Source organism: Micromonospora sp. NPDC047467 (assembly GCF_040643095.1).
In the GTDB taxonomy this organism is placed as follows: Bacteria; Actinomycetota; Actinomycetes; order Mycobacteriales; family Micromonosporaceae; genus Micromonospora.
Genome location: NZ_JBEYTO010000004.1, coordinates 132,586 through 152,723, shown reverse-complemented (window position 1 = coordinate 152,723; position 20,138 = coordinate 132,586). Strand labels below are relative to the sequence as shown.

Here is a 20,138-nt window from a genome sequence, read left to right as displayed (position 1 = left end):
CGCTATGAGCGTCACATGTGCCGCCATCCTGCCCGTACGCGAGGTGACCGTGTCGTTTCTGTCCGGCCTCCTCCACGCCGAACGGCAACGGCTCGGCACCCGCGCCGGGACCCGGTCGTTGGGCTGCTTCAAACAGGCTGTCCTGGTGATCCGCTGGCTGACCGAGGCACCCGCATCTCGCAACTCGTCAGCGACAACACGATCAGCAGGTCGACGGGGTGCGCGTACCATAGCCTGAGATGCTACGAACAATGTGGGGTCGCTTTCGCAACTCGCTTTCGATTTCGCGCAGTCCGTAGATATCCTGCTCAGAGCGAATATACGGCGCGAGCGCAAGGCGCAACTTTCGCTTCGACTCCGGTGTGCGGTCAGCAGAAGATGCAAGCAGATATCGCGCTGGCGCAAGCTTGGCGACTTTCGGCGCGTCAACCCGTTCCATGTATCTGATTAGCGACTGCCGTGATGAATGGATCCAATGCTTACACTGGATGATCACACTTTGACCATCGCCAACAAATCCGCGCAGGTCTATCCCGCCGCCCTTGCCGTGCGCAAACAACTCAAGATCCAACGCCAACGCCTCTTGGAAGACGTCCTTGCAAATGGCCTCGAAGTCAAGATCGGTAAGTCATGCAATATCGAATCCATCCAACGCTAGACTCTCCTAACCCTCGACCCATGACGCAAAATCATACTTCACTACATCTGCAGACGTCTGCGCCCAGCCCTGAACAGTCGGCGAGGAACTGAATGATTCTTCAGCTTCGATCCGGGCGCTTCGGCATGCGCGCAGTTAGGCTCGCGGCTGCGCGCTGATCTGACTCCGCAAGCCAAGCAGCGTAGACACGAAGGGTCGTCGCGCCTCCCCCACCGTGACCGAGCCGGCCGGCGACTGTACGAACGTCGACGCCCGCCGCTATCAGTTGTGTGGCGGAGTAGTGCCCAGGGCCCCGGCAAAGTCGTGGCGGTGTCTGACTTGAGTGGACTGGAGTAGAAGCGCCGCTGTTGACGGCAGCAAGACGGGCATGACCGGTTCAGAAGATCATCAAGGTTCCTACGCCGTGTTGATCGCCGAAGTGAGCCATGCCCGCCCTGCCATCATCGCTGATCTCGTCGGTGTCGCGTGCACCGGCTTTGACCGTTGCCGAAGCCGCTGGTGGACTGCGCGCTGCGCTGGCCGATCTGCCTGATCCGCGGGCCCGGCGAGGTGTGCGGCACCGGTTGACGGTCGTGGTGACCGCTGCAGTGTGCGCGGTAGTGGCCGGCAACCGGTCGTACAGCGCGATCGCTGAGTGGGTCGCCGACGTGCCGGCGGCGACCGCGCTCGCGCTGGGCATGGCCCCAGACCGACGCCCGTCCGAGGCGATGATCCGCCGGCTGTTGCAGGCCATGGACCCGCAGGTACTGACTGCGGCGGTCAGCGTCTGGCTTGCCGGCCGGGCCGCTGCCGGCGCGTCGGCGTCGCGGCGAGCGATCGCCGTGGACGGCAAGACCCTGCGCGGCTCGCGCACCACCGACACCCCGGCCCGGCACGTCCTGGCTGCCTGCGATCAGGCGGTCGGCGTGGTCCTGGCCAGTACCGACGTCGAGGGCAAGACCAATGAGCCATTTTCATCCTGGGTAGTGGTTGGTTTCGACCTGGTGCAGGACGAGGATGGTTTGGACGATCGCGGTGGCTCGGCGTGGGCAGCAGCGCAGCTTGGCCAGGATTTTCCAGGTCTTGAGTGTGGCGATCGCTCGTTCTCCGCGGGCTCGGATCTTCGCGTGGGTCCGGTTCACTGCCTGCTGCCTTCGTGAGAGCTTCGGCCGGAAGCGGCGCCGTTTGAACGGGGTGCGCACGCTGCCGTGGGCGCCCTGGTAGCCCTTGTCGGCGAAGGTCATCACGTCTGCGCTGGTCAGGGCATCGATGATGCCGTGACTGCGGGCGGCGGTCAGGTCGTGTACGGAACCGGGCAGCGCCGGTGATGCCCACACGAGCCGGCCGGCGGCGTCCGCGATGACCTGCACGTTCACGCCGTGGCGTTTGTGCTTGCCGCTGTAGTAGGGCTTCTGCTCGGCGACCCGGTCGATCGGGATCAGCGTGCCGTCCAGGATCGCGTACGCCAGCAGCCGGATGCGTCGCATCGCGGTGTCCAGGTCGGCGGCTACCGAACTGAGCAGCGCTATCGCCTCCTGGACGTAGCGCCAGGCGGTGGCGACGCCGATCTCGAAGCCGGCCGCGAGTCGGGTGTAGGTGTCGCCGTTGCGCAGATGGGCCAGAGCGAGCAGCGCCTGCCGGCCGGGTTCGAGGCGCCGCCACCGGGATCGGCGCTGCTTGCGGTGGCCGCGGATGCGTTCGGCGAGGTGGTTCAGGGTGCGGCTGGACAACGGAATCGTGGCGGGGTAGGACAGCATGGCGAGGCTCCCGGTCGGGGCTTCGAGTCTTGGTCGACAGCTGTCCTACCTGGAGCCTCGCACCCATCGATCACCGGGCCCGCCGCACCCGCCCCGAGCTGCAAGATCAGCTTGGAAAAGGCTCAATGAGATCACCCGATTCGCACCGCTGCTCGACCAGATCGGCGACCTGCGCGATACCGTAATCACCGCCGATGCGCTGCACTGCCAGCGTGAGCACGTCGACTACCTCGCCGAACGCGGAGCGCACTGGATCCTGACCGTCAAGGGCAACCAGCCGAGCCTGCACCGTCAACTCGCCGGCCTGCCCTGGCGCGCCGTCCCGGACGCCTTCCGCGACACTGACCGCGGACACGGCCGCCGTGAGATCCGCACCGTAAAGGCCCTGACAATCTCCACCGGCATCGACTTCCCCCACGCCGCCCAGGCCCTACAGATCCGCCGCCGCAGACGGCGCCTGGACCAGCCGAAACGCTTCACCACCGAGACCATCTACGCCATTACCGACCTGCGCGTGCACGAAGCGAAACCGGCACAACTGGCTACATGGATCCGCGGGCACTGGAACATCGAGAACAAGATCCACTGGGTGCGGGACGTCACCTACGACGAGGACCGATCCCAAATCCGTACCGGAACCGGACCCGAGGTCATGGCCGCCCTACGCAACGCCGCCATCGGCGCCCTCCGCGCCGCCGGAACCACCAACATCGCCGCCGCCAATCGACATCACGCCCGTGACAGCACCCGACCCCTGGCCCTACTCGGCATCACCTGACGACTTTGCCGGGGCCCTGGGGCCGTACCGCGTCCTAATTTCGGCCAGACGTTCTAGCACATCGAGATTCTGCCCGTCCGGCCCGGTGGTCATATCCGCATACCACAGGGCATCACGCAGCGCCGTCTCCTCATCAACGAAATCGGTCCGCAGGACATCCGCCAACCCCCGTTCCTCAGCCTCAAAAAGCGCGCATGAGTGGTGAGCAACGAGTGCTGCCACACGCTTACCGTAGCCGTGTTGGCGAAGCCACCGGGCACCATCGAGCGCATGCAATCCCGTATCGATCAACTCGGGTGCGTAGCCAATGTCATGCAACCAGGCGGCGGCCACCAAAAGCGGGCGCTCGACTTCGTCCAGGATCATCGAAACCTCAGATGCCTTGACGGATACCGCCATGACATGGGTCCACCGACGCGGCAACGCCTGCGCGAGCAGGCCCTCAGCAGTCGTCCTACCAGCAGTCACAAGGTCCACGCCCCCACGATACGTAGGGGCGCCTGGTGTGGGTAGATGCCCACCAGTAGCGCAACGCGGGCGATGGCTCTCACCGCGAGCCCTCTTTCAATCTTTCTGATGATCTCCGCACTTCTATGCAGGCAGCCCGAGCACCCGCGCTACCGCTGACTCGCTCGCCCTACAACTTCCTTAGCGCGAGCGCGCACAATTCGCGAATTGTGTCTCTCAGCAACCTCCTCGACTCGCCGTCGCAGTGACGACGACAGCGGACCTGATACGTCACTCAACTCCCGAAGCACAACCATGGGAACCAGGATGCCGTCTTCGGAAAGAAGATCCACTATACGGCGGCCTGCGACCACGCTAAGGTAGTCGTCCGGAGACTGCAGGAGCACTAGGGCGCCTCCCGCAACGGCTCGGACCTCCGGGTTTTTATCGCCCACCATCGGCAAAACCAACGCCAGCAGCGCAGGCAGCGGCCTTTTAGTGGCGAGAACGGCCGCTGTCACAGCCGCTTCACGGCGAGCGACTGCGCTACGGCCGCCAGCGAGCGCTGCAACGGCGTCATACACATCCACATCTTGCAGAAGTTCGCACGCAGCGAGGAACCTCAAGGCAGCAGGATACGGAAAAACTGGAGAGCCGGATCCAAAGGACGACTCTCCGTACAGCAACCGCTGAGCCTGCGCACGGAACAATTCTGCCGGCCTTTGCGGTATGGGCACCTTAGCGCGCGCGAGCCGTTCAAAGGCACTCGTTCGAGCATCACGCGGTACACGCATATCGGTCAAGAACCCTGCCAGAGAGTCCCAGAGACCACGGGAACCAGTCGCTATAACTAAAGCGGCTGCAATGTCACCCGGATCGACGCCACCGAACGAGTACGACCCTTGTGCCGCCTGTGAGCGAATGCTCTCAAGCAGCTCTCGGACTAGTTCGACACCCTCAACATGAGCTGGATCAGGCGTTTGGCCCTTGAGGGCGAGGTTTATTTGGTGAACTGTTATATCGAGAGGGGAAGCATCCGCAGCGAGCGGTTCCATCCTACCCAGACGATCCGCAATCACATTCGCCACGCGAGGTAGACGATCGTGATGCGACAGCATGATTGCCGCCCAGGCCTCTTTTACATGCTCCGGCAGGGGCTCCCAGTCGAGCACTGACAAGGCTCGCCGCACTGCCGTGTCGAACAGTTGATGGTCTCGGTGTTCTGCCTTCACTTCAGCTAGCAGCATGTCGGATACTTCAACCGCTGCATCGCACGTGTTGGCCAATGCGGCAGCTGCCCGCCAAGCTACTTCGCGGCGCAGGACAGCGAGTTGCCACATCCCTGGCAAGTCCGGCGGGCCACCTGCAGCCAGACTTGCCTTAATGGCTTCAAGGCCCAGGCGAGCCTCGGCCGGGGTGAGCAAGTCTGCAGCTGCCTCCAGAACCTGCAACTCGACTGTTCGCAGCAACTCCGGCGACCTTCGTCTCTGCAAAATCTGACGGCCATCTCGACTTATTGCGGAGAGCGGACCAGCATCGCGTAGCCGCCGCAACACTAGAGCAAGATCATTTTTCGCTGCGGCTTGGCGCAGCAGGCGCAAGGCGTCCGACAAGTCAATTTCCCTGCCATCCGATTGCAGGAGCCGCGAAAGGGCTAGTTCACGGCGTGCAGGATAGACAGCACCATCACCAAAAAGTTCAAACAGCAGAACATTCGGGAAAAGATCGACGTACCCAGTGCCGCCTGTTACGACGCGTGACCGGGTATCAAATTCACGAGTGAAGGAGTTGCGAACATATTCTGCATAGCTGCTAGCGCGACCTTTCGCCGTTCGCGCTAGAACGCTAACCTCCTGGCTGAATGCGTGCTCTTTTCGCGTTTGTAGTCCCGAAATCTCCTGCCGCTCCGGCGCATTTGATGGAATGAGGCTACGAATAGCATGCAGGAGGCCGTCTCGCATTCGCGCAAGAGTCAGGTAGGGCGAGTGCGAGACCGAAGGCCCCATTCGGAACGGGCTGCAGCGCTCGATGACCAAGCTCGACAGAACCCTTCCCGCCTCGACCGAGATCGCGAGATGGGGTTTGCCAGCATCACGCATCCTGAGAGCCTTCTGCTGCAACAGAATGGCCGTGAGAAGAGCGTCATCGGCAGTCGCCTCTTTCTGGGTCGTGCTCAATTGTGAATCAAGCACCACGAGACAAGTGCCGTAGTCATCCAGCTCGCCAGAAGCGCTAGCAACAATCAGAGCAAGAGCGGCCGACTCAGCCCTGTCGGCAGGGGGCGATTCAATGAGAGCAGCCGCAAGCTGCGGTACAGACTCGGCGATTAAGTCATTCCTCAAGCATCCTTGAGCCAAGTCCACTAAGTCGCGTGGTTCGGCCGCAGACGCGTCAGGCTCCAACTGGCCCCGCCATTGCCGTCCAAGAACGGTGGCAGCCAATCGGGCCGGCCCAGTACTGTCGTACTCGTCGTCGGGGAAGTGTGGATTTAGGGCAACATCTAGCGGCTCAAGGACTGCTGCAATCCAGGCCAGGTTCATCAGTAATCACCCATTCTTGCATCGTACAACTCTCCCGGGCCATCAAAATTGTCGGCCTGATTGGAAGGACGACTGCGTCGGGGGTCGCGATCTATAACTACCTGCAGCAGGCGGGCCATCTCGTCTGGGAGGCCAGCCGCAGATTCAACGCCTGTGATGTATACCGATGCCATGGGTGAGTCCAAGTCCAACCAATGGTTCACCTGCTCCTTGGCCGGTTCACATTCTGGCCCGACTAAGTAGATTCCAATCGACATCGACGGCTGCTCCTGGAGTGCGGTACGCGCGCGGCTCATGGTGGTTCTTAGAGGACTCTGCGATATGAAAACCAACCGCGCCTCGTGCACGATTATCAGGATGTCGACGCGAGCATTCGGCGCATCCCGCGCGTCCTGGACGGTGATTTCCGTAGTCGTTGCGCCTTTTCGGACCTGATTGTATATCTCTTCCCACTGAATGCCTGAGGGGTCACTCATGAACCGAGTCACCACCAGGCCAACGCGCCCCCCGGCGACTACAGAGGCTGCGGAGGCTTCAGCACGGCCGCCCTGCCTCGGCAGGTCTATTTGGGTCAGGTCTGCGTGTGGCGCCGACTGCGCGTGCACTGGTCCGGTAAAAACTGGACCAGTGGGAGAGTTGATAACTATTTGCCCGGCGTCAACCTGATCAACGGCCCTCTGTTGTCCACTGCTATCGCCCTCGTCGTCGCCAGAACGTATATCGATGACCGCCGCGATACAGATCACAATGACCAGGACGCCCGCTAGTGACCACACGACGATCGGTTTGCTCAACCATTCCCAGTCAGGTAAGGGCAGGTTGGTACCGATGTTCGTCATCGCGCCGAGTGCAGCAACGGACAGTACCCCTACAACGCCCGCCAGGTAGCGTCCCCACCTGCGCCCACCTCGACGCGTGTTGTCGGCGGTCATGCAGACATGGTGGCATGCGGCCGTCGGGCCCGGAGGATCGGGCAGTACCGGAGCGGGAGGCCGAGCGTCTCTTCCTTCTGGACAGGCGGACGCATGACGTCTGTCACCTCACGACCCTGGTGGCCCTGGCCGTGGAGGCATCCGAGCCGCCAGGGTAGCGGCGGCTCTCTGATCGGACTCCGACAGCCAGGCCGCGTACACACGCAGCGTTGTTGCGCCGCCCCCGCCGTGCCCTAGCCGGCCCGCAACAGTCCGAACGTCGACACCGGCCGCGATCAGCTCCGTCGCTGAGTAGTGCCGCAGGGCATGCAGGTTCGTGGTGATGTCGAGGCGCGCCGCCATCCGACCGAATCGCTGGGTAGCGGTGTCTGGCACGAGCGGCGTACGACCATCCGGGGCGGGCGAGAACACGTAGCCGTCACCTGGCAGCGACAGCCCGAGGGCCGACGCGCGCTCCTCGCAGCGCGCCAGCTGGTCGCGCAGCACCCCTACTGTCTCCGCGTCCAGGGCCACCCGCCGCTGCTGGTGTGTCTTGGTGTCCTTCTCTCGCAGCTTCCCTGCGTCGTCCACATAGAGGGCACCCCGCAGGGTGAGCACGGCAGCGTCCAGGTCGACCGCGGACCACCGCAGCGCGCACAGCTCGCTCCGGCGCGCCCCGGTCGTCATGGCCACCCACACGAACGCGCCCCAGTCGGGGTCCTTCCACGCCTGGGTGACCAGCCGGGCCGCCTCAGGCGCCGTTGGTGGGTGCGGGTTGGGCTGAGGCATCCCGGGCTTCTCCGCTTGATCTGCCGGGTTCACGGCGATCCACCGCCACCGGACGGCCCGGTTCAGCGCGCCGGACAGGATCCAGTGAATCTGCCGTATCGACGCGGGCGCCAGCGGCCTGCACGCATGCGGCCGGCATTTGTCGGTGCAGTCATGCGGTCCTGCCTTCCGGTGCTCGATAATCTTTCGGCCACCTCCACAGTGATCCCGGCACTTCCGCAGTACCGCATAGAACGATTCCAGCGCCTCGGCGTCCAGCCGGCCCACCGGCAGCTTGCCGAGCAACGGCCGTACGTGCTTGTTCAGCTTCTTGACGTATCCCTGCCGGGTCGACGCCTCCACGTCGAGGACTTCGAGCCACCGGTCAAGCAGCTGGTCGACCGTGGCTCGTGTCCGTGGATTGCGCCGCTCGTCCACCTGGGCCAGGAAGCGGGTACGCGCCTTCTCGGCTTCCTTCCGGGCAGTCGGGCCGGGCGGGATGGTCTCGGTCAGGTAGTGCCGCTTCTTCGTGATGGGATCGAGGCCCGCGTAGACCTTCACCCTGAGTGAGCCGCTGGGCAGTTCCTCGATCTCGCCGCGCTGACGCTTCGCGCGCCCGTTCGCCGTCGCCATGGGGCCGACCGTAGCGCGCTCGCACCACGTGTAGCACCACGGAAAGATCAGCGAACTAGCGTTTTGCCTGGTGGGGCGGGCGGGACTCGAACCCGCGACCGAGGGATTATGAGTCCCCTGCTCTAACCGGCTGAGCTACCGCCCCTGACACCGCGCCGGATCTTATCCCGCCCGGTGGATCACGGGCCAGCAGCGATCCGGCCCCACCTCATCGACGCCGCCGTCGCCACAGCTTCACGATGGGCAACGCGAGAATAACAGTGAGCAGCCAGAGCACCACGACGGCGCCCCAGAGCTGTTCCTCGCCGGGCTCGGTCTCGGTGAGAAGCATGGCGAGGGTCAGCAGCACGCTCAGCCCGCCCACCAACGCGATGCCCATCCCGCTGAGCACCAACGCCGGGATCTCCCACCACGTGCTGGTGGCGGGTTGTGCGGGCTGTCGTACGGCAGCAGGTTGTGGGATCGCGTCTGGCGCGCGGGTCGGCATGGCGACCTGCCGGTCGTCCGGCACTTTGGCGTCGATGGCCGGGAGCACAGCCGGGTGCAGGTCGAACAGGGTGGGTTCGATGTGCAGCACGATGGCGTCCGAGCCGATGAGCTGCCGCGCGCCGTCTGGCCAGACCAGCATGGCGGAGCAGTCGTCGTACCGGACGGTCAGCGGGTTGTCGCTCTGCAGGAGGGTCACTCCGTCGACGCCGACCCGGAGCGCGGCGTTGCCTTCCTTCGACTGGTACGTGGTGCCCTGGAGGATCTCGGTCGAGCGGGTGGGCGCCGCGACGAAGCCGGCCCAGTCGGCGCTGAGACCGCCGGGCACCATGAGCAGCGCCGACGCCATCACCTCCTCGGTCACCTCGTGCAGGTCGTCGAGGTCGACGGCCTTCAGTTCGGCCCGGTGCTCGTCGACGCTGAGGTTCGGCTCCCCGGTGAGGACGTTGAGCGCGTACGACGACAGCCGCGCCGCGTCCACCTCGGCGATGCCGAGGAAGTCTTCCCGCTTGGCGATGGTGGCGTCCAGGTCCGCCTGTTCGATGCGCCCGACCCGCATCTTTGCCAGTACGTCGATGAACCCGCCCAGCACGGCGTCCTGCTTCTCCGGCAGCGCGTCGGCGAGTGCCCGCAGCGTGGCGTACCCGTCGCCGCGCGGCTCGTACCCCGTGGTGGTGGTGTAGGACAGGCCGGTGTCCTGGCGTAGGGAGCGGTACATCTCCCGCTCCAGCACGCCGGCGAAGACGGTCGCGGCGACGCGGCGTCGTACCACCGAGTCGAGCACGACGGCCCGGGAGCCGTTGACGAAGTACGCGGGCATCTGCGGCAGCGCCGACGAGGCAACCGGCACGGGCTGGCGGGTGCCGGTGGGCAGGGACAGCCGCAGTCCGGCGGGCACCCGGTCACCGGCGATCCAGAGCACGGCGTTCTCCCGGGTGAACCAGCGGGCGGCCCACTCGCGCAGGTCGTCGGCGGTGAGCGCGCCAAGGCCCCACTCCGGGTAGCTGGTCAGCCCGTAGTCCCGGGCACCGTGGCGCCACAGCGGGATGTCGTCGACGGCGGCGGCGCCCCGACTGCTCCACTCGGTCCGCAGGATCTCCTTCTCGACGTCCAGTCTCGCCACCGGCAGTTCCCGCAGGTGCCCGGAGACGGCGGTGAGGAAGGCCGCGATGTCCGTCTCGGAGCCCTGGGTGTGGAACGTGGTGAACGCCTGGGCGGTCGCGCCGTTGACGTGGTAGTCGGCCAGGCCGAGTGGCGCGAGCGCGAGGTGCTCGATCAGGTGGGTGACGCCGGACCGGCTGAGCGTCTCGTCGGCGGCGCCGACCCGGAAGGTGAGCCCGGCGTGCATGGGGCCGCCGGTGGCGGCGAGCAGCGTGGGCACCCCGTCCACGTCCAGGTGCTGGATCACGACTGTCCACCCTTCGCGTACGCCTTGGCGCGGTACTTCGTGAAGCCGGGGGGCCCGTCGACGTAGTCCCAGGGGTAGTCGGTGCCCAGACCACCGAGGGCGGTGAACTGGCTGGCGGCGGGACCCCACTGCTCGGTGAGGCTGAATATCAGCGCGAACGCCGAGCGGACCGAGACCCAGCCGGGCCGGTCGACGAAGTCGGGGTGCAGCACGGACCGCTGGCCGGCCCGCATGATCTCGTCCACCACCGCGCTGCTGCGCAGGTACGTGGTGCGCTCCCGTTCGGTGTCGAACTCCAGCCAGCGTTCGAGGTGCGCCTCGGCGATGAGGACGGCGTTCGGTGCGCCGGGCGGCGCGGCCTCGGCGCACTCCCGGGCGAAGCCGAAAGCGCGGTCCCAGTCTCCGCTCCACTTCGGGCAGAACTGTTGGAGCAGGCTCGACTGGGCGGGAACGTGGTGGGGGTGGTGCTGGGCGAGGCGGTCGTAGCGGCGACGCGCTTCGGCCTGTCCCAGTTGGAGGCCGCGGTTGTTGGTGATCCGGTGGGTCCAGGCGGTCGCGTCGTCCGGGTGTCGGGCGGTGACGTCGATGAGCACCCGCTCGGAGCGACGCAGGTGGTCGTGGAACTTGGCGAACTGCTCGCGGCTGACGTGCTCGGCCCGGTAGGAGCTGCGGATCCGCCAGCCGGCCCGGATCAGGTACGCGCCGAGCAGGGTGCCGGCGTGCGGATCCTCGGGGTTGTCGTCGTACGCCCGCTGGAGGAACGCCTCGATCCCCGCCCAGTCCGCGACGGCCCCGACCAGCATCGTTCGGGCGTCCGGATCCCGGTCGGCGACGAACGCGCGAACGGCGGGCCAATCGGCGGCGCGGAGCGCCTTACGCAGGTCGTTTACCTCGGGGTACGCGGCACCGGCATCGAAGTTCGGAGCCGGGAGAGGTGCGGGCATGGCGGGAAGCATAGGTGATCAACTACGGCGGCGATGCCCGCTTTTTCTGGTCCTCCAGCGCCGGGCTACGCCGCGCGCAACTCCTCCAGAACAGCCCCGGCGGCGCGCCATCCGCTGGCGAGCGCGCCCTGGATGGACGGGCTGTCGCGGTGGTCACCGGCCACGAACAGCCCCTCCCCCAGCGCGACCGGTTTACGCAGTCGCCCCTGCGGTGGCGGCGCGGCGGGCAGCGCGTCCGGGACGGCCACGGTGGTGAGGTGGGTCCAGTCGGCGGTGGATCGGCCGTACAGCCGGGTCAGCTCGGCCCGTACGGTCGGCTCGGGCGGGGCGGTCGGACCGACCACCGAGGTGGCCACCAGGTGCCGGCCGTCCGGCGCGTACGTCGGGACCGCGTTGCTGAGCACAACCGTGTTGGCGACGATCTCCCGCCGGTCGCCGTCGACGAGCAGGATCGGCTCGGCCAGCGGCGGCTCGGGCGCGCTGTGGTAGTACGTGGTGTAGCTGTGCATGCGTACCCTCGCCAGGGCCGGCAGCAGCGCGGCCGCGGCGGGCGGGTCGACGGCGACCACGACGGCCCGGCAGCGGATGTCGCCGGCCTGTGTGCGGACCAGGCGGGGCGCGACCTGCGCGACCGGGGTGTCCAGGTCGAGCAAATCGGCGGGCAGCGGGTCGGCGACGGCCCGGGGCAGCGCGGCCATCCCCTCGGCGGGCAGGCCGATCCGGCCGCGGGCGAACGAGCGCAGCACCATCGCCAGCACGTGGCTGGACGTCGCCAGCTCCCGCTCGATGAACACACCGGACAGGAACGGCCGCAGCAGCTCCTCGATGATGGCGTCGGAGAGGCCGGCCCGGCGCAGGGCCGTCTCGGCGCTGGTCTCGGGCGCGGTGAGCAGCCGGGGCACGGGCAGCGTGGCGCAGCCGGTGGCGAGCGCGGCGAAGCGCAGCCGGTCGACCAGCGAGCCGACGCCGGCCAGCGCGGTGCGTGGCCCGCCGGTCGGTTCCCGCACCGGGTTGACCAGCCGCAGCAGGTCGTCGCCCTTGCGCACCAGCACCCCGGAGGTGAAGTAGCCGAGGTTCAGCCGCTCGGTGTCGAGCAGCGTGCCGAGCCGGGGGTAGGCGGTGTTGAGCACCTGGAAACCGCGGTCGATCAGGTATCCGTCGACGAGGTCGGTGGCGACCCGGCCGCCGAGCCGGCTCCCGGCCTCCAGCAGCCGCCAGGGCACGCCGGCACGGTGCAGTCGGCGGGCGGCGGCGAGGCCGGCCAGGCCGCCGCCGACGATGACCACATCGGTCTCAGCCAGCATCGCGCGCCTCCCGCTCACCGTTCGCCCGGGACAACCGGCCCGGCCACCAGACTTTCGGCCCGATGTCGTACGCGAGCGCGGGCACCAGCAGCGACCGGACCACGATCGTGTCGATGAGTACGCCGACCGCGACCGCGGTGCCCAACTCGACCAGCACCACCAGTGGCAGGACGGCCAGGGCGGAGAACGTCGCGGCGAGCACGATGCCGGCGGAGGTGATCACACCGCCGGTGACGGCGAGACCGGCGAGCACACCGGCCCGGGTGCCGCGCTTGACCGACTCCTCGCGGACCCGGCTCATCAGGAAGATGTTGTAGTCGATGCCGAGGGCGACCAGGAAGACGAACGCGAACAGCGGGAACGACGAGTCCACGCCGGGAAAGTCGAAGACGTGGCGGAACAGCAGCGCGCAGAGGCCGAGGGTCGCCCCGAAGCTGAGCAGGACGGTGGCGATCAGCAGCAGCGGGGCGAGCAGGGCGCGGAGCAGCAGGGCCAGGATGACCGCGATGACCACCAGCACCACGGGGATGATGACGCTCTGGTCGCGCTTGGCGGCGTCCGAGGTGTCCACGTTGATCGCGGTGAAGCCGCCGACCACCGCGTCCGCGCCGGGCACCTGGTGTACGGCCACCCGCAGGTCGCGGATGGTCCGCTCGGCGCCGTCGCTGTCCGGCTCGTCGGCCAGCGTCGCCTCCAACTGCACCCGCCCGTCAACGACCTTCGGTGTGGCGTTCGGGTTGGGCTGGCCGGTCTGCGGGCCGCTGGTGAGGGGGCGGACCGCTGCGACGCCCGGCACACTCTGCGCCACCTGGGCCACCCGCTGGGCGGTCTGCTCGGTGGTGAAGATGGTGGCCGGGCTGCCGGTGCCGGCCGGGTAGTGCCGGGAGATGACCTCCTGGCCGTCCACCGAGTCGGTGCGCTGGGTGAACAGGTCGGACTGGCCGAGGGTGGTGGCGCCGAGCTGGGTGAGGCCGAGCGTGAGGAGGGCGAGCACGACGGCGGTGCTCAGCCAGATCGGTCGGGCGTGCCGGGCCACGAAGCCGGCGATGCGGCTCCAGATGCCGTGCTCGGCGCGCGGATCGGCCTGGTCCTCCTCTGGCCGGCGGGGCCAGAACGCCCAACGGCCGCCGAGCACCAGCAGCGCGGGCAGGAAGGTGAGCATCACCAGCAGGGTGGCGGCGATGCCGATGGCGGCGACCGGGCCGAGTGCCCGGTTGGAGTTGAGGCTGGACAGCAGCAGGCAGAGCAGGCTGACGATGACGGTGCCGCCGGAGGCGATGATGGCCGGGGCGGCACCCTTCCACGCCGCCCGCATGGCGTCCCAGGGGCTGTCGTGGCGGTGCAGCTCCTCGCGGTAGCGGGCGATCAGCAGCAGCGCGTAGTCGGTGCCGGCGCCGAAGACCAGCACGGTGAGGATGCCCTGCGCCTGCCCGTTGAGCTTGACGATGTCGGCGTCGGCGAGCAGGTAGACGAAGACCGAGGCGAGGGCGTACGACATGCCGGCGGCCAGCAGCGGAAAGATCCAGAGCACCGGGCTGCGGTAGACGACCAGCAGGATGATCAGCACCACCACGAGGGTGACCAGCAGCAGTGGCCCGTCGATGGCGGAGAAGACCTCGATCAGGTCGGCGAGCAGGCCGGCCGGGCCGGCGACGTCCACGCTGAGCCCGTCCCGGTCGCCGCCGGCGATGTCGCGTAACCGCTCGACGACCGTGCCGATCTCCTCGCCCTCGGCGTCGTCCACCGGCACGACGACCTGCAGTGCCTGCCCATCCTCGCTGGGGATCGGCGGAGGCAGCGGGCTGACCACGCCGGGCACCTGGGCGAACCGGGCGACGTCGGCGCTCACCCGCTGCCGGTCCGCGTCGGTGATGCCCGAGGTTCGCTCGTAGACGACAAGCGCCGGAACGGTCTCGCGGTCGACGAAGCCGGCCGCGAGGTCCTGGGCGCGGGTCGCCTCGGCGTCGGTTGGCAGGAAGGCGGCGTTGTCGTTGGTGGAGACCTCGCTCAACCGCCCGGCGTACGGCCCGGCCACGCCACCGACCACCAGCCAGGCCAGCACGACGGCCACCGCGATCAGCGTGGCCCGGCCGAAGCCTCCTCGTCCGGACATCCGCACCCATCCCAAGAATCCGACGCGTCAATCGACGCAGCGAGAAGCCTGGGTCGACATCGACCATCCTGCCGGCCAAGCATGCTCGGGGAGGGGCAAACCACCCATACCGGACCCTCTATCAACGGCGACAAAGGTGAGCGTGGTGGGTAGGGACGCAGAAACGCCCGTCGGCACCGGGCCGACGGGCGTTGGGTGAAGCGAAGCTCCCCCGATTGGACTCGAACCAATAACCTGCCGGTTAACAGCCGGCTGCTCTGCCAATTGAGCTACAGGGGATCGTGCACCGCCCGGACCCGGATCTCGCCGGTGCCGTGCGACGGGACAAGAGTACAGGACATCCCCCGGTGATGGTCCAGTGGGTTGCACCCGCGCTCGCCATGATCAGATCCGGCAGGTCACGCGACACGACTCTTTCACAATCGGGGCAAATCGCCATCCCGACACAAGTATGCGTGAGCGGGGAGCAGGATGGGTAGTTAGCTGCGGACAGAGGACGCAGGCGCGAACTGGTCGCTCCCGACAGGGCAACCCGCCGGGGCGACGGCGCGTCAGGTACGGAAGGAGCCGCCATGCGCGGAAAGATCATGTTTCTTGGCGGGCTGGCTGCGGGATTCGTCCTGGGCGCCCGTGCCGGCCGGGAGAAGTACGAAGAGCTCGTGGTCCGGGGCCGCAAGGTGCTCGACCACCCGACCGTCCAGGAGGCGGCCGGGGTGGCGCAGGCTCAGGCCAACAAGCTCTACAGCGAGGGCAAGGACAAGCTCGGCCAGACCAAGCTGGGCGAGAAGCTGGGCACCGGCAACGGCAACGGCAGCCAGGGGCTGACCGCCGCCGACGACGCGTTCGCCGGCACGCCCGCCACGGTGGGCGCCAAGGCGGGCTCCGGCTCGTCGGGCACCAGCAGCACGGTCGGCACGACCTCCGGGTCGCCGTCGGCCACGACCCCCCGCACCAAGCCGTCCGGCTCGGGCACCAACGGCAGCACGCTCTGACCATCAGCACGTCGACGGGCCGGTCGCCGCAGGGCGACCGGCCCGTGGTCTGTCCGGGGTACGGCTGACCGCGCGTCGGCGCGGATCAGCCCTTCCCGCCGGTCAGTCCTTGCTGCTGAACGCCGCGTCGAAGGCCGCGCTCGGGGCGTCGAAGGCGAGCCGGCGGACGAACTGCAACGCCTCCGGAGCACCCACCAGGCGGTCCATCCCGGCGTCCTCCCACTCGACGGAGATCGGGCCGGTGTAGCCGATCGCGTTCAACGCCCGGAAGCAGTCCTCCCAGGGCACGTCGCCGTGCCCGGTGGAGACGAAGTCCCAGCCACGGCGCAGATCCGCCCAGGGCAGGTGGGAGGCGAGCCGGCCGCGCCGACCATCGCCGGTACGCACCTTCGCGTCCTTGCAGTCGACGTGGTAGATCCGGTCGGCGAAGTCGAAGATGAAGTTCACCGGGTCCAGCTCCTGCCAGACGAAGTGCGACGGGTCCCAGTTCAGCCCGAACGCGGGCCGGTTGCCGATCGCCTCCAACGTCCGCTTCGTCGTCCAGTAGTCGTACGCGATCTCGCTGGGGTGCACCTCGTGCGCGAACCGCACCCCGACCTCGTCGAACACGTCGAGGATCGGGTTCCACCGGTCGGCGAAGTCCTGATAACCGCGCTCGATCATCGACGGCGGCACCGGCGGGAACATCGCCAGGGTGTGCCAGATCGACGACCCGGTGAAGCCGACGACCGTCTTGACGCCGAGCTTCGCCGCCGCCCGCGCGGTGTCCTTGATCTCCTCGGCGGCCCGCTGGCGGACCCCCTCCGGCTCACCGTCGCCCCAGATCCGGCCGGGCAGGATGTCCTGGTGCCGCTCGTCGATCGGGTGGTCACAGACCGCCTGACCGACCAGGTGGTTGGAGATCGTGAAGACCTGAAGGTTGTGCTTCGCGAGCGTCTCCCGCTTGCGATCGACGTACGAGTCGTCGGCGAGCGCCTTGTCGACCTCGAAGTGGTCGCCCCAGCAGGCGATCTCCAGACCGTCGTAGCCCCACTCGGAGGCGAGCCGGCAGACCTCCTCGAACGGAAGGTCGGCCCACTGGCCGGTGAAGAGCGTGATGGGTCGCGCCATTGTCCTTCTCCCCTGTTGTGATGGGGATTCCGTCGTGCGGACCGAGGCGAGGGTGACCGGTCAGACCGGTACGCGGCACCGAGGCGGAACGCCGGTGGGTGCCGAGCGCACCTGAGCCCGGCGGGTTGCGCCTCCCACCGGGTCACCGGCCACCGTCACGGTCGCCGCCTACAGCCTATTTCCGCCGCACCCATCGCGGAAGCCCCACTGTCGGCCGGGACCCATCGGCACAGCGCCGATCGCACCCCCTGTGGTGACAATCGGGGTCAGATCACTCGGCCAGTTCTTCGGGCGCGGGCAGGAACACCCGAACGGCGAAGCCACCGTCCGGGCGCGGGCCAGCGGAGAAAGTGCCGCCGACCCGCTCGGCACGCCGGCGTACGGCGAGCAGGCCACGTCCGGCACGCTCGGCCTCCCCCACAGGCCCGGTCTCCCCCACAGGTGCGGGTTGCTCTGGCTCGGCGCCCTCGTCGCGTACCTCGATGGTGATGCCCTCGACGTCGTAGCGCAGGCGGACCGCGACCCGCGCGCCCGGCGCGTGCCGGCGCGCGTTGGTCAGCGACTCCTCGATGATCCGGTACGCCGCCGCGTCGACCGCCCCGGACAACGGCCGGGGCGGCCCGGCCAGGCTCCAACGCACCGGCTGGCCGGCGGCGAAGCCCTCCACCAACGCGTCGAGGCGGTTCAGGCTCGGCGCCGGCCCGGCCAACTCGTCAGACCCCGTCAGCTCGTGCGGCTCAGTCAGCTCGGAGGGCTCAGTCAACGGGTCGGGCTTGTCGCCCGGGCGCAGCGCTCCGCGCAGCCGGTGCCCCTGCGCCCGCACCGTCCGGCGCCACCGCGCGAAACGCCCCATGCCGGTCAAGGTACGGCAGCCAACTGTGAGCCCGGCGCCCCGGCGGGGATGGTTGCGAGGGATATACCTGTGAGTCATAGATATGACTCACAGGTATATCGGCTAATTCCAGGTGGTCGTCGCACCGTCTCGGTCAGGAGGCACGCGGGTGGGGGAGACGTAGCGCGACTCACGGAATACCGCGACGCCCGCCAGGGCGGGGCACGAGCAGGAAGGGCCGTTGCCCGTGGCCGACGGCCCCTCCTGGCTCAGTTGGCCGGGTCAGGCGGTCAGGGCAGGGTCCACCTCTGGTTGGCCGCGCCGTTGCAGGTCCAGAGGTGGACGACGGTGCTGTCCGCCGAGTTGTTGCCGGAGACGTCGAGGCACTTGCCCGACGTGGGGTTGCGGAGACTGCCGTTGGTCTGGGCGGCCCAGTTCTGCGCGCCCGTGCCGTTGCAGGTCCAGAGCTGGATCTTGGTGCCGTCGGCCGAGGCGCCGCCGGAGACGTCGAGGCACTTGCCCAACGCCTTGATCGTCGAGTTCGGCGTCACCGTCCAGCTCTGCGCCGTACTGCCGTTGCAGGTGTAGAGCTGGATCTGCGTGCCGTCGGCGGTCGCCGCGTTGCGCACGTCCAGGCACTTGCCGGCCAGACCCTTGATCGGGCCGACGCCGGGGGTGCCGCTGCCACCGCCCTTGACGAGGGTGAAGTCGTCCACGTCGAAGAGCCCCGTGCCGCTGCCGCCGAACGTGAGATAGAGGTTCTGGGTGCCGGACGGCACGCCGGACAGCGCCGTGCTGACGTTGGCAAACGTCGTCCAACTGCCGGTGTTCGGCACCGCGACCGAGCCGAGCACCGGGCCGGTGGCCGAGCCGGTACGCACCTGGATGGTGCCGCCCGCGCCGCCGGACACGACCCGGGACGTGAACGAGGTGACGCCGGTCAGGTCCACGCCGTTGTACGCGGCCCAGTCGCCCGGGTCGATGTAGCCGATGGTCTGACCGCCGTTGGCGCCCGCCTTGGTGAACGCGGAGACCCCGTTGGCGGAGCTGAACGCCTCGGCCTGGACGGTGACGTTCCCGGGCGTCGGCGTGGTGCCCAACTCCTTGATCCGGATGTTGCGGAACGAGGCGTCGTCGCCGGTGCCGTGGTTCTGGATGCCGACGTGGCCGGCCAGCGACCGTACCGGGTTGGTGTTGGTGAAGTCATTGATCTTCACCCCGTTGAGGAAGATCTGGAGCCGTTCGCCCTCGACCAGCAGCTCGTAGGTGTTCCACTCCCCCGGCGCGTTGAGCGCCGCGTCGCGGGCCGCGATGTCCGCGGACTTGAAGGTGTAGACCGATCCGGTGGTGCGGTCGGCCGCGTCGGTGGCGTCGATCTGGATCTCGTAACCGTTGTCCACCGCCGACCACGGGTCACTGGACGGCGGGAAGCCGATGAACACGCCGGAGTTGTCGTCGCCGGCGAGCTTCCAGTCCAGCTTCAACGAGTAGTTGGTGAACTGCTTGGCGTTGTACCAGTACAGCCCCATGCCGCCCACCGAGGTGAGGGTGGCGTCGGAGTTGGTGAAGTTACCCGGGCCGGCCTGCGACCAGCCGGTCGTCGAGCCGTTGTAGAGCGGGGTGTAGCCGGTCTCGGGCCGGCAGTCGGCCTTGCTCCGACCGGCCGCGTACCGGATGCCGCCGAGCAGGTGGTTGCGGAACGCGGGCTCGGCGTACGACGCCTGGGTGTGCCCACCGCCGGTGTAGAAGGACCGGCCGCCGCTGTAGCTCTTGCACCAGGAGTGCGGGTGGTCGGCGCCCATCCCGCCACCGGAGTACGACGACTCGTCCAGGGTGGCCAGCACGTGGGCGGTGGACCGGGCGTTGGTCCGGTAGTTGTACCACTCGTCGGTGCGGGTCCAGGTCTGCGGCAGGTGGCCCGTCGCCGCGTGCCCGCGGTCCTCCACCTTGACGTTGGCCTGCTGGATGGCCGGGTGCGAGGCGAACCACGCGCCGACCAGGTTGCCGTAGAACGGCCAGTCGTACTCGGTGTCGGCGGCGGCGTGCACACCCACGTACCCACGGCCGGAGCCGATGTACGACTCGAATGCCGTCTGCTGGCTGGCGTTGAGCACGTCGCCGGTGGTGTTGAGGAAGACGACCGCCTCGTACTGGGCGAGATTGCCGGTGGTGAACGCGGCGGCGTCCTCGGTGGCGGTGACGGTGAAGTTGTTCGCCGCGCCCAGGTCACGGATGGTCTGGATGCCGACCGGGATCGCGTCGTGGCGGAAGCCGGCGGTCTTGGAGAACACCAGCACGTCGTACGGGGCGTCGGCGGCGCTGGCCGGGCTGGCCGGGGTGGTGCAGGCGATGACGGCGAGGACGGCGGTGGCCGCGCCGAGGACGGGTCGCAGGAGTCTGCGCATATCGCTCTCCTAAAGACTGTTAGGAGGGGCCCCTCGCACAACACTAGGCGTTGACAAGGGGCCCTTCCTCTCA

Annotated in this window: 16 protein-coding genes, 2 tRNA genes and 3 pseudogenes; 5 read left to right on the top strand and 16 right to left on the bottom strand. The window is 67.8% G+C overall.

Annotation, left to right across the window (positions count from 1 at the left end):
* Positions 1-4: 4 nt before the first annotated feature.
* Positions 5-216: pseudogene (locus ABZ780_RS13250) on the top strand (IS5/IS1182 family transposase); the annotation flags it as partial.
* Here the strand turns inward: ABZ780_RS13250 and ABZ780_RS13245 are convergent.
* Positions 203-559 carry a hypothetical protein gene (locus ABZ780_RS13245; protein ID WP_357486395.1) on the bottom strand — a complete coding sequence of 119 codons (357 nt, stop codon included), beginning with the start codon at positions 557-559 and terminating at the stop codon, positions 203-205. The pseudogene ABZ780_RS13250 and the gene ABZ780_RS13245 overlap by 14 nt on opposite strands.
* Between ABZ780_RS13245 and ABZ780_RS13240 the strand changes: the two genes are divergently transcribed.
* Entirely contained in the window at positions 500-658 is a 159-nt protein-coding gene (locus tag ABZ780_RS13240) for a hypothetical protein (RefSeq protein ID WP_357486414.1), read from the top strand. The two genes, ABZ780_RS13245 and ABZ780_RS13240, sit on opposite strands and share 60 nt — an antisense overlap.
* Positions 659-758: 100 nt before the next feature.
* Here ABZ780_RS13240 and ABZ780_RS13235 read toward each other — a convergent pair.
* Positions 759-941, bottom strand: a pseudogene (locus ABZ780_RS13235) (site-specific integrase); the annotation flags it as partial.
* A gap of 142 nt (positions 942-1,083) precedes the next feature.
* On the opposite strand from ABZ780_RS13235, the pseudogene ABZ780_RS13230 reads away from it, so the two are divergent.
* A pseudogene (locus ABZ780_RS13230) lies at positions 1,084-1,371 on the top strand (transposase family protein); the annotation flags it as partial.
* A 240-nt stretch (positions 1,372-1,611) separates the two neighbouring features.
* Here the strand turns inward: ABZ780_RS13230 and ABZ780_RS13225 are convergent.
* A complete protein-coding gene (locus ABZ780_RS13225; RefSeq protein WP_357485994.1) occupies positions 1,612-2,394 on the bottom strand; it encodes a transposase family protein in 783 nt (260 codons plus the stop codon).
* Between ABZ780_RS13225 and ABZ780_RS13220 the strand changes: the two genes are divergently transcribed.
* Complete coding sequence (locus ABZ780_RS13220) at positions 2,393-3,172, top strand: ISAs1 family transposase (RefSeq protein WP_357485992.1); 780 nt, start codon at positions 2,393-2,395, stop codon at positions 3,170-3,172. The genes ABZ780_RS13225 and ABZ780_RS13220 overlap by 2 nt on opposite strands.
* On the opposite strand, the gene ABZ780_RS13215 is transcribed toward ABZ780_RS13220, so the two are convergent.
* The 10 genes from ABZ780_RS13215 to ABZ780_RS13170 form a co-directional block, all read right to left on the bottom strand.
* Complete coding sequence (locus ABZ780_RS13215; RefSeq protein WP_357485991.1) at positions 3,155-3,649, bottom strand: HD domain-containing protein; 495 nt, start codon at positions 3,647-3,649, stop codon at positions 3,155-3,157. The genes ABZ780_RS13220 and ABZ780_RS13215 overlap by 18 nt on opposite strands.
* A 140-nt stretch (positions 3,650-3,789) precedes the next feature.
* The gene (locus ABZ780_RS13210) at positions 3,790-6,159 is read right to left on the bottom strand and encodes a hypothetical protein (protein WP_357485990.1); all 2,370 of its coding nucleotides are present in this window, start codon (positions 6,157-6,159) and stop codon (positions 3,790-3,792) included.
* Positions 6,159-7,091 carry a hypothetical protein gene (locus ABZ780_RS13205; RefSeq protein ID WP_357485988.1) on the bottom strand — a complete coding sequence of 311 codons (933 nt, stop codon included), beginning with the start codon at positions 7,089-7,091 and terminating at the stop codon, positions 6,159-6,161. Before ABZ780_RS13205 ends, ABZ780_RS13210 begins: the two co-directional genes overlap by 1 nt.
* 108 nt (positions 7,092-7,199) lie before the next feature.
* The gene (locus tag ABZ780_RS13200; protein ID WP_357485986.1) at positions 7,200-8,471 is read right to left on the bottom strand and encodes a tyrosine-type recombinase/integrase; all 1,272 of its coding nucleotides are present in this window, start codon (positions 8,469-8,471) and stop codon (positions 7,200-7,202) included.
* Positions 8,472-8,539: 68 nt separating this feature from the next.
* Positions 8,540-8,616 (bottom strand) — tRNA-Ile (locus tag ABZ780_RS13195).
* A gap of 63 nt (positions 8,617-8,679) precedes the next feature.
* Positions 8,680-10,365, bottom strand: coding sequence for an insulinase family protein (locus tag ABZ780_RS13190; RefSeq protein WP_357485985.1), 1,686 nt, complete (start codon positions 10,363-10,365; stop codon positions 8,680-8,682).
* Positions 10,362-11,309, bottom strand: coding sequence for a hypothetical protein (locus tag ABZ780_RS13185; RefSeq protein WP_357485983.1), 948 nt, complete (start codon positions 11,307-11,309; stop codon positions 10,362-10,364). The genes ABZ780_RS13190 and ABZ780_RS13185 overlap by 4 nt, the downstream gene beginning before the upstream one ends.
* Positions 11,310-11,374: 65 nt before the next feature.
* On the bottom strand, positions 11,375-12,613 hold the full coding sequence (locus ABZ780_RS13180; RefSeq protein WP_357485981.1) for an FAD-dependent oxidoreductase: 1,239 nt from the start codon (positions 12,611-12,613) through the stop codon (positions 11,375-11,377).
* Positions 12,603-14,726, bottom strand: coding sequence for an MMPL family transporter (locus ABZ780_RS13175; protein WP_357485979.1), 2,124 nt, complete (start codon positions 14,724-14,726; stop codon positions 12,603-12,605). Before ABZ780_RS13175 ends, ABZ780_RS13180 begins: the two co-directional genes overlap by 11 nt.
* Positions 14,727-14,932: 206 nt before the next feature.
* Positions 14,933-15,005, bottom strand: a tRNA-Asn gene (locus ABZ780_RS13170).
* A gap of 293 nt (positions 15,006-15,298) precedes the next feature.
* On the opposite strand from ABZ780_RS13170, the gene ABZ780_RS13165 reads away from it, so the two are divergent.
* Positions 15,299-15,718 carry a hypothetical protein gene (locus tag ABZ780_RS13165; protein ID WP_357485978.1) on the top strand — a complete coding sequence of 140 codons (420 nt, stop codon included), beginning with the start codon at positions 15,299-15,301 and terminating at the stop codon, positions 15,716-15,718.
* A 102-nt stretch (positions 15,719-15,820) separates the two neighbouring features.
* On the opposite strand, the gene ABZ780_RS13160 is transcribed toward ABZ780_RS13165, so the two are convergent.
* The 3 genes from ABZ780_RS13160 to ABZ780_RS13150 all read right to left on the bottom strand — a co-directional run bounded on the left by ABZ780_RS13160 (position 15,821) and on the right by ABZ780_RS13150 (position 20,065).
* On the bottom strand, positions 15,821-16,828 hold the full coding sequence (locus tag ABZ780_RS13160) for a sugar phosphate isomerase/epimerase family protein (RefSeq protein ID WP_357011679.1): 1,008 nt from the start codon (positions 16,826-16,828) through the stop codon (positions 15,821-15,823).
* Positions 16,829-17,099: 271 nt separating this feature from the next.
* Entirely contained in the window at positions 17,100-17,681 is a 582-nt protein-coding gene (locus tag ABZ780_RS13155) for an ATP-binding protein (RefSeq protein ID WP_357485976.1), read from the bottom strand.
* Positions 17,682-17,950: 269 nt separating this feature from the next.
* The gene (locus tag ABZ780_RS13150) at positions 17,951-20,065 is read right to left on the bottom strand and encodes a ThuA domain-containing protein (RefSeq protein ID WP_357485974.1); all 2,115 of its coding nucleotides are present in this window, start codon (positions 20,063-20,065) and stop codon (positions 17,951-17,953) included.
* Positions 20,066-20,138 lie beyond the last annotated feature (73 nt).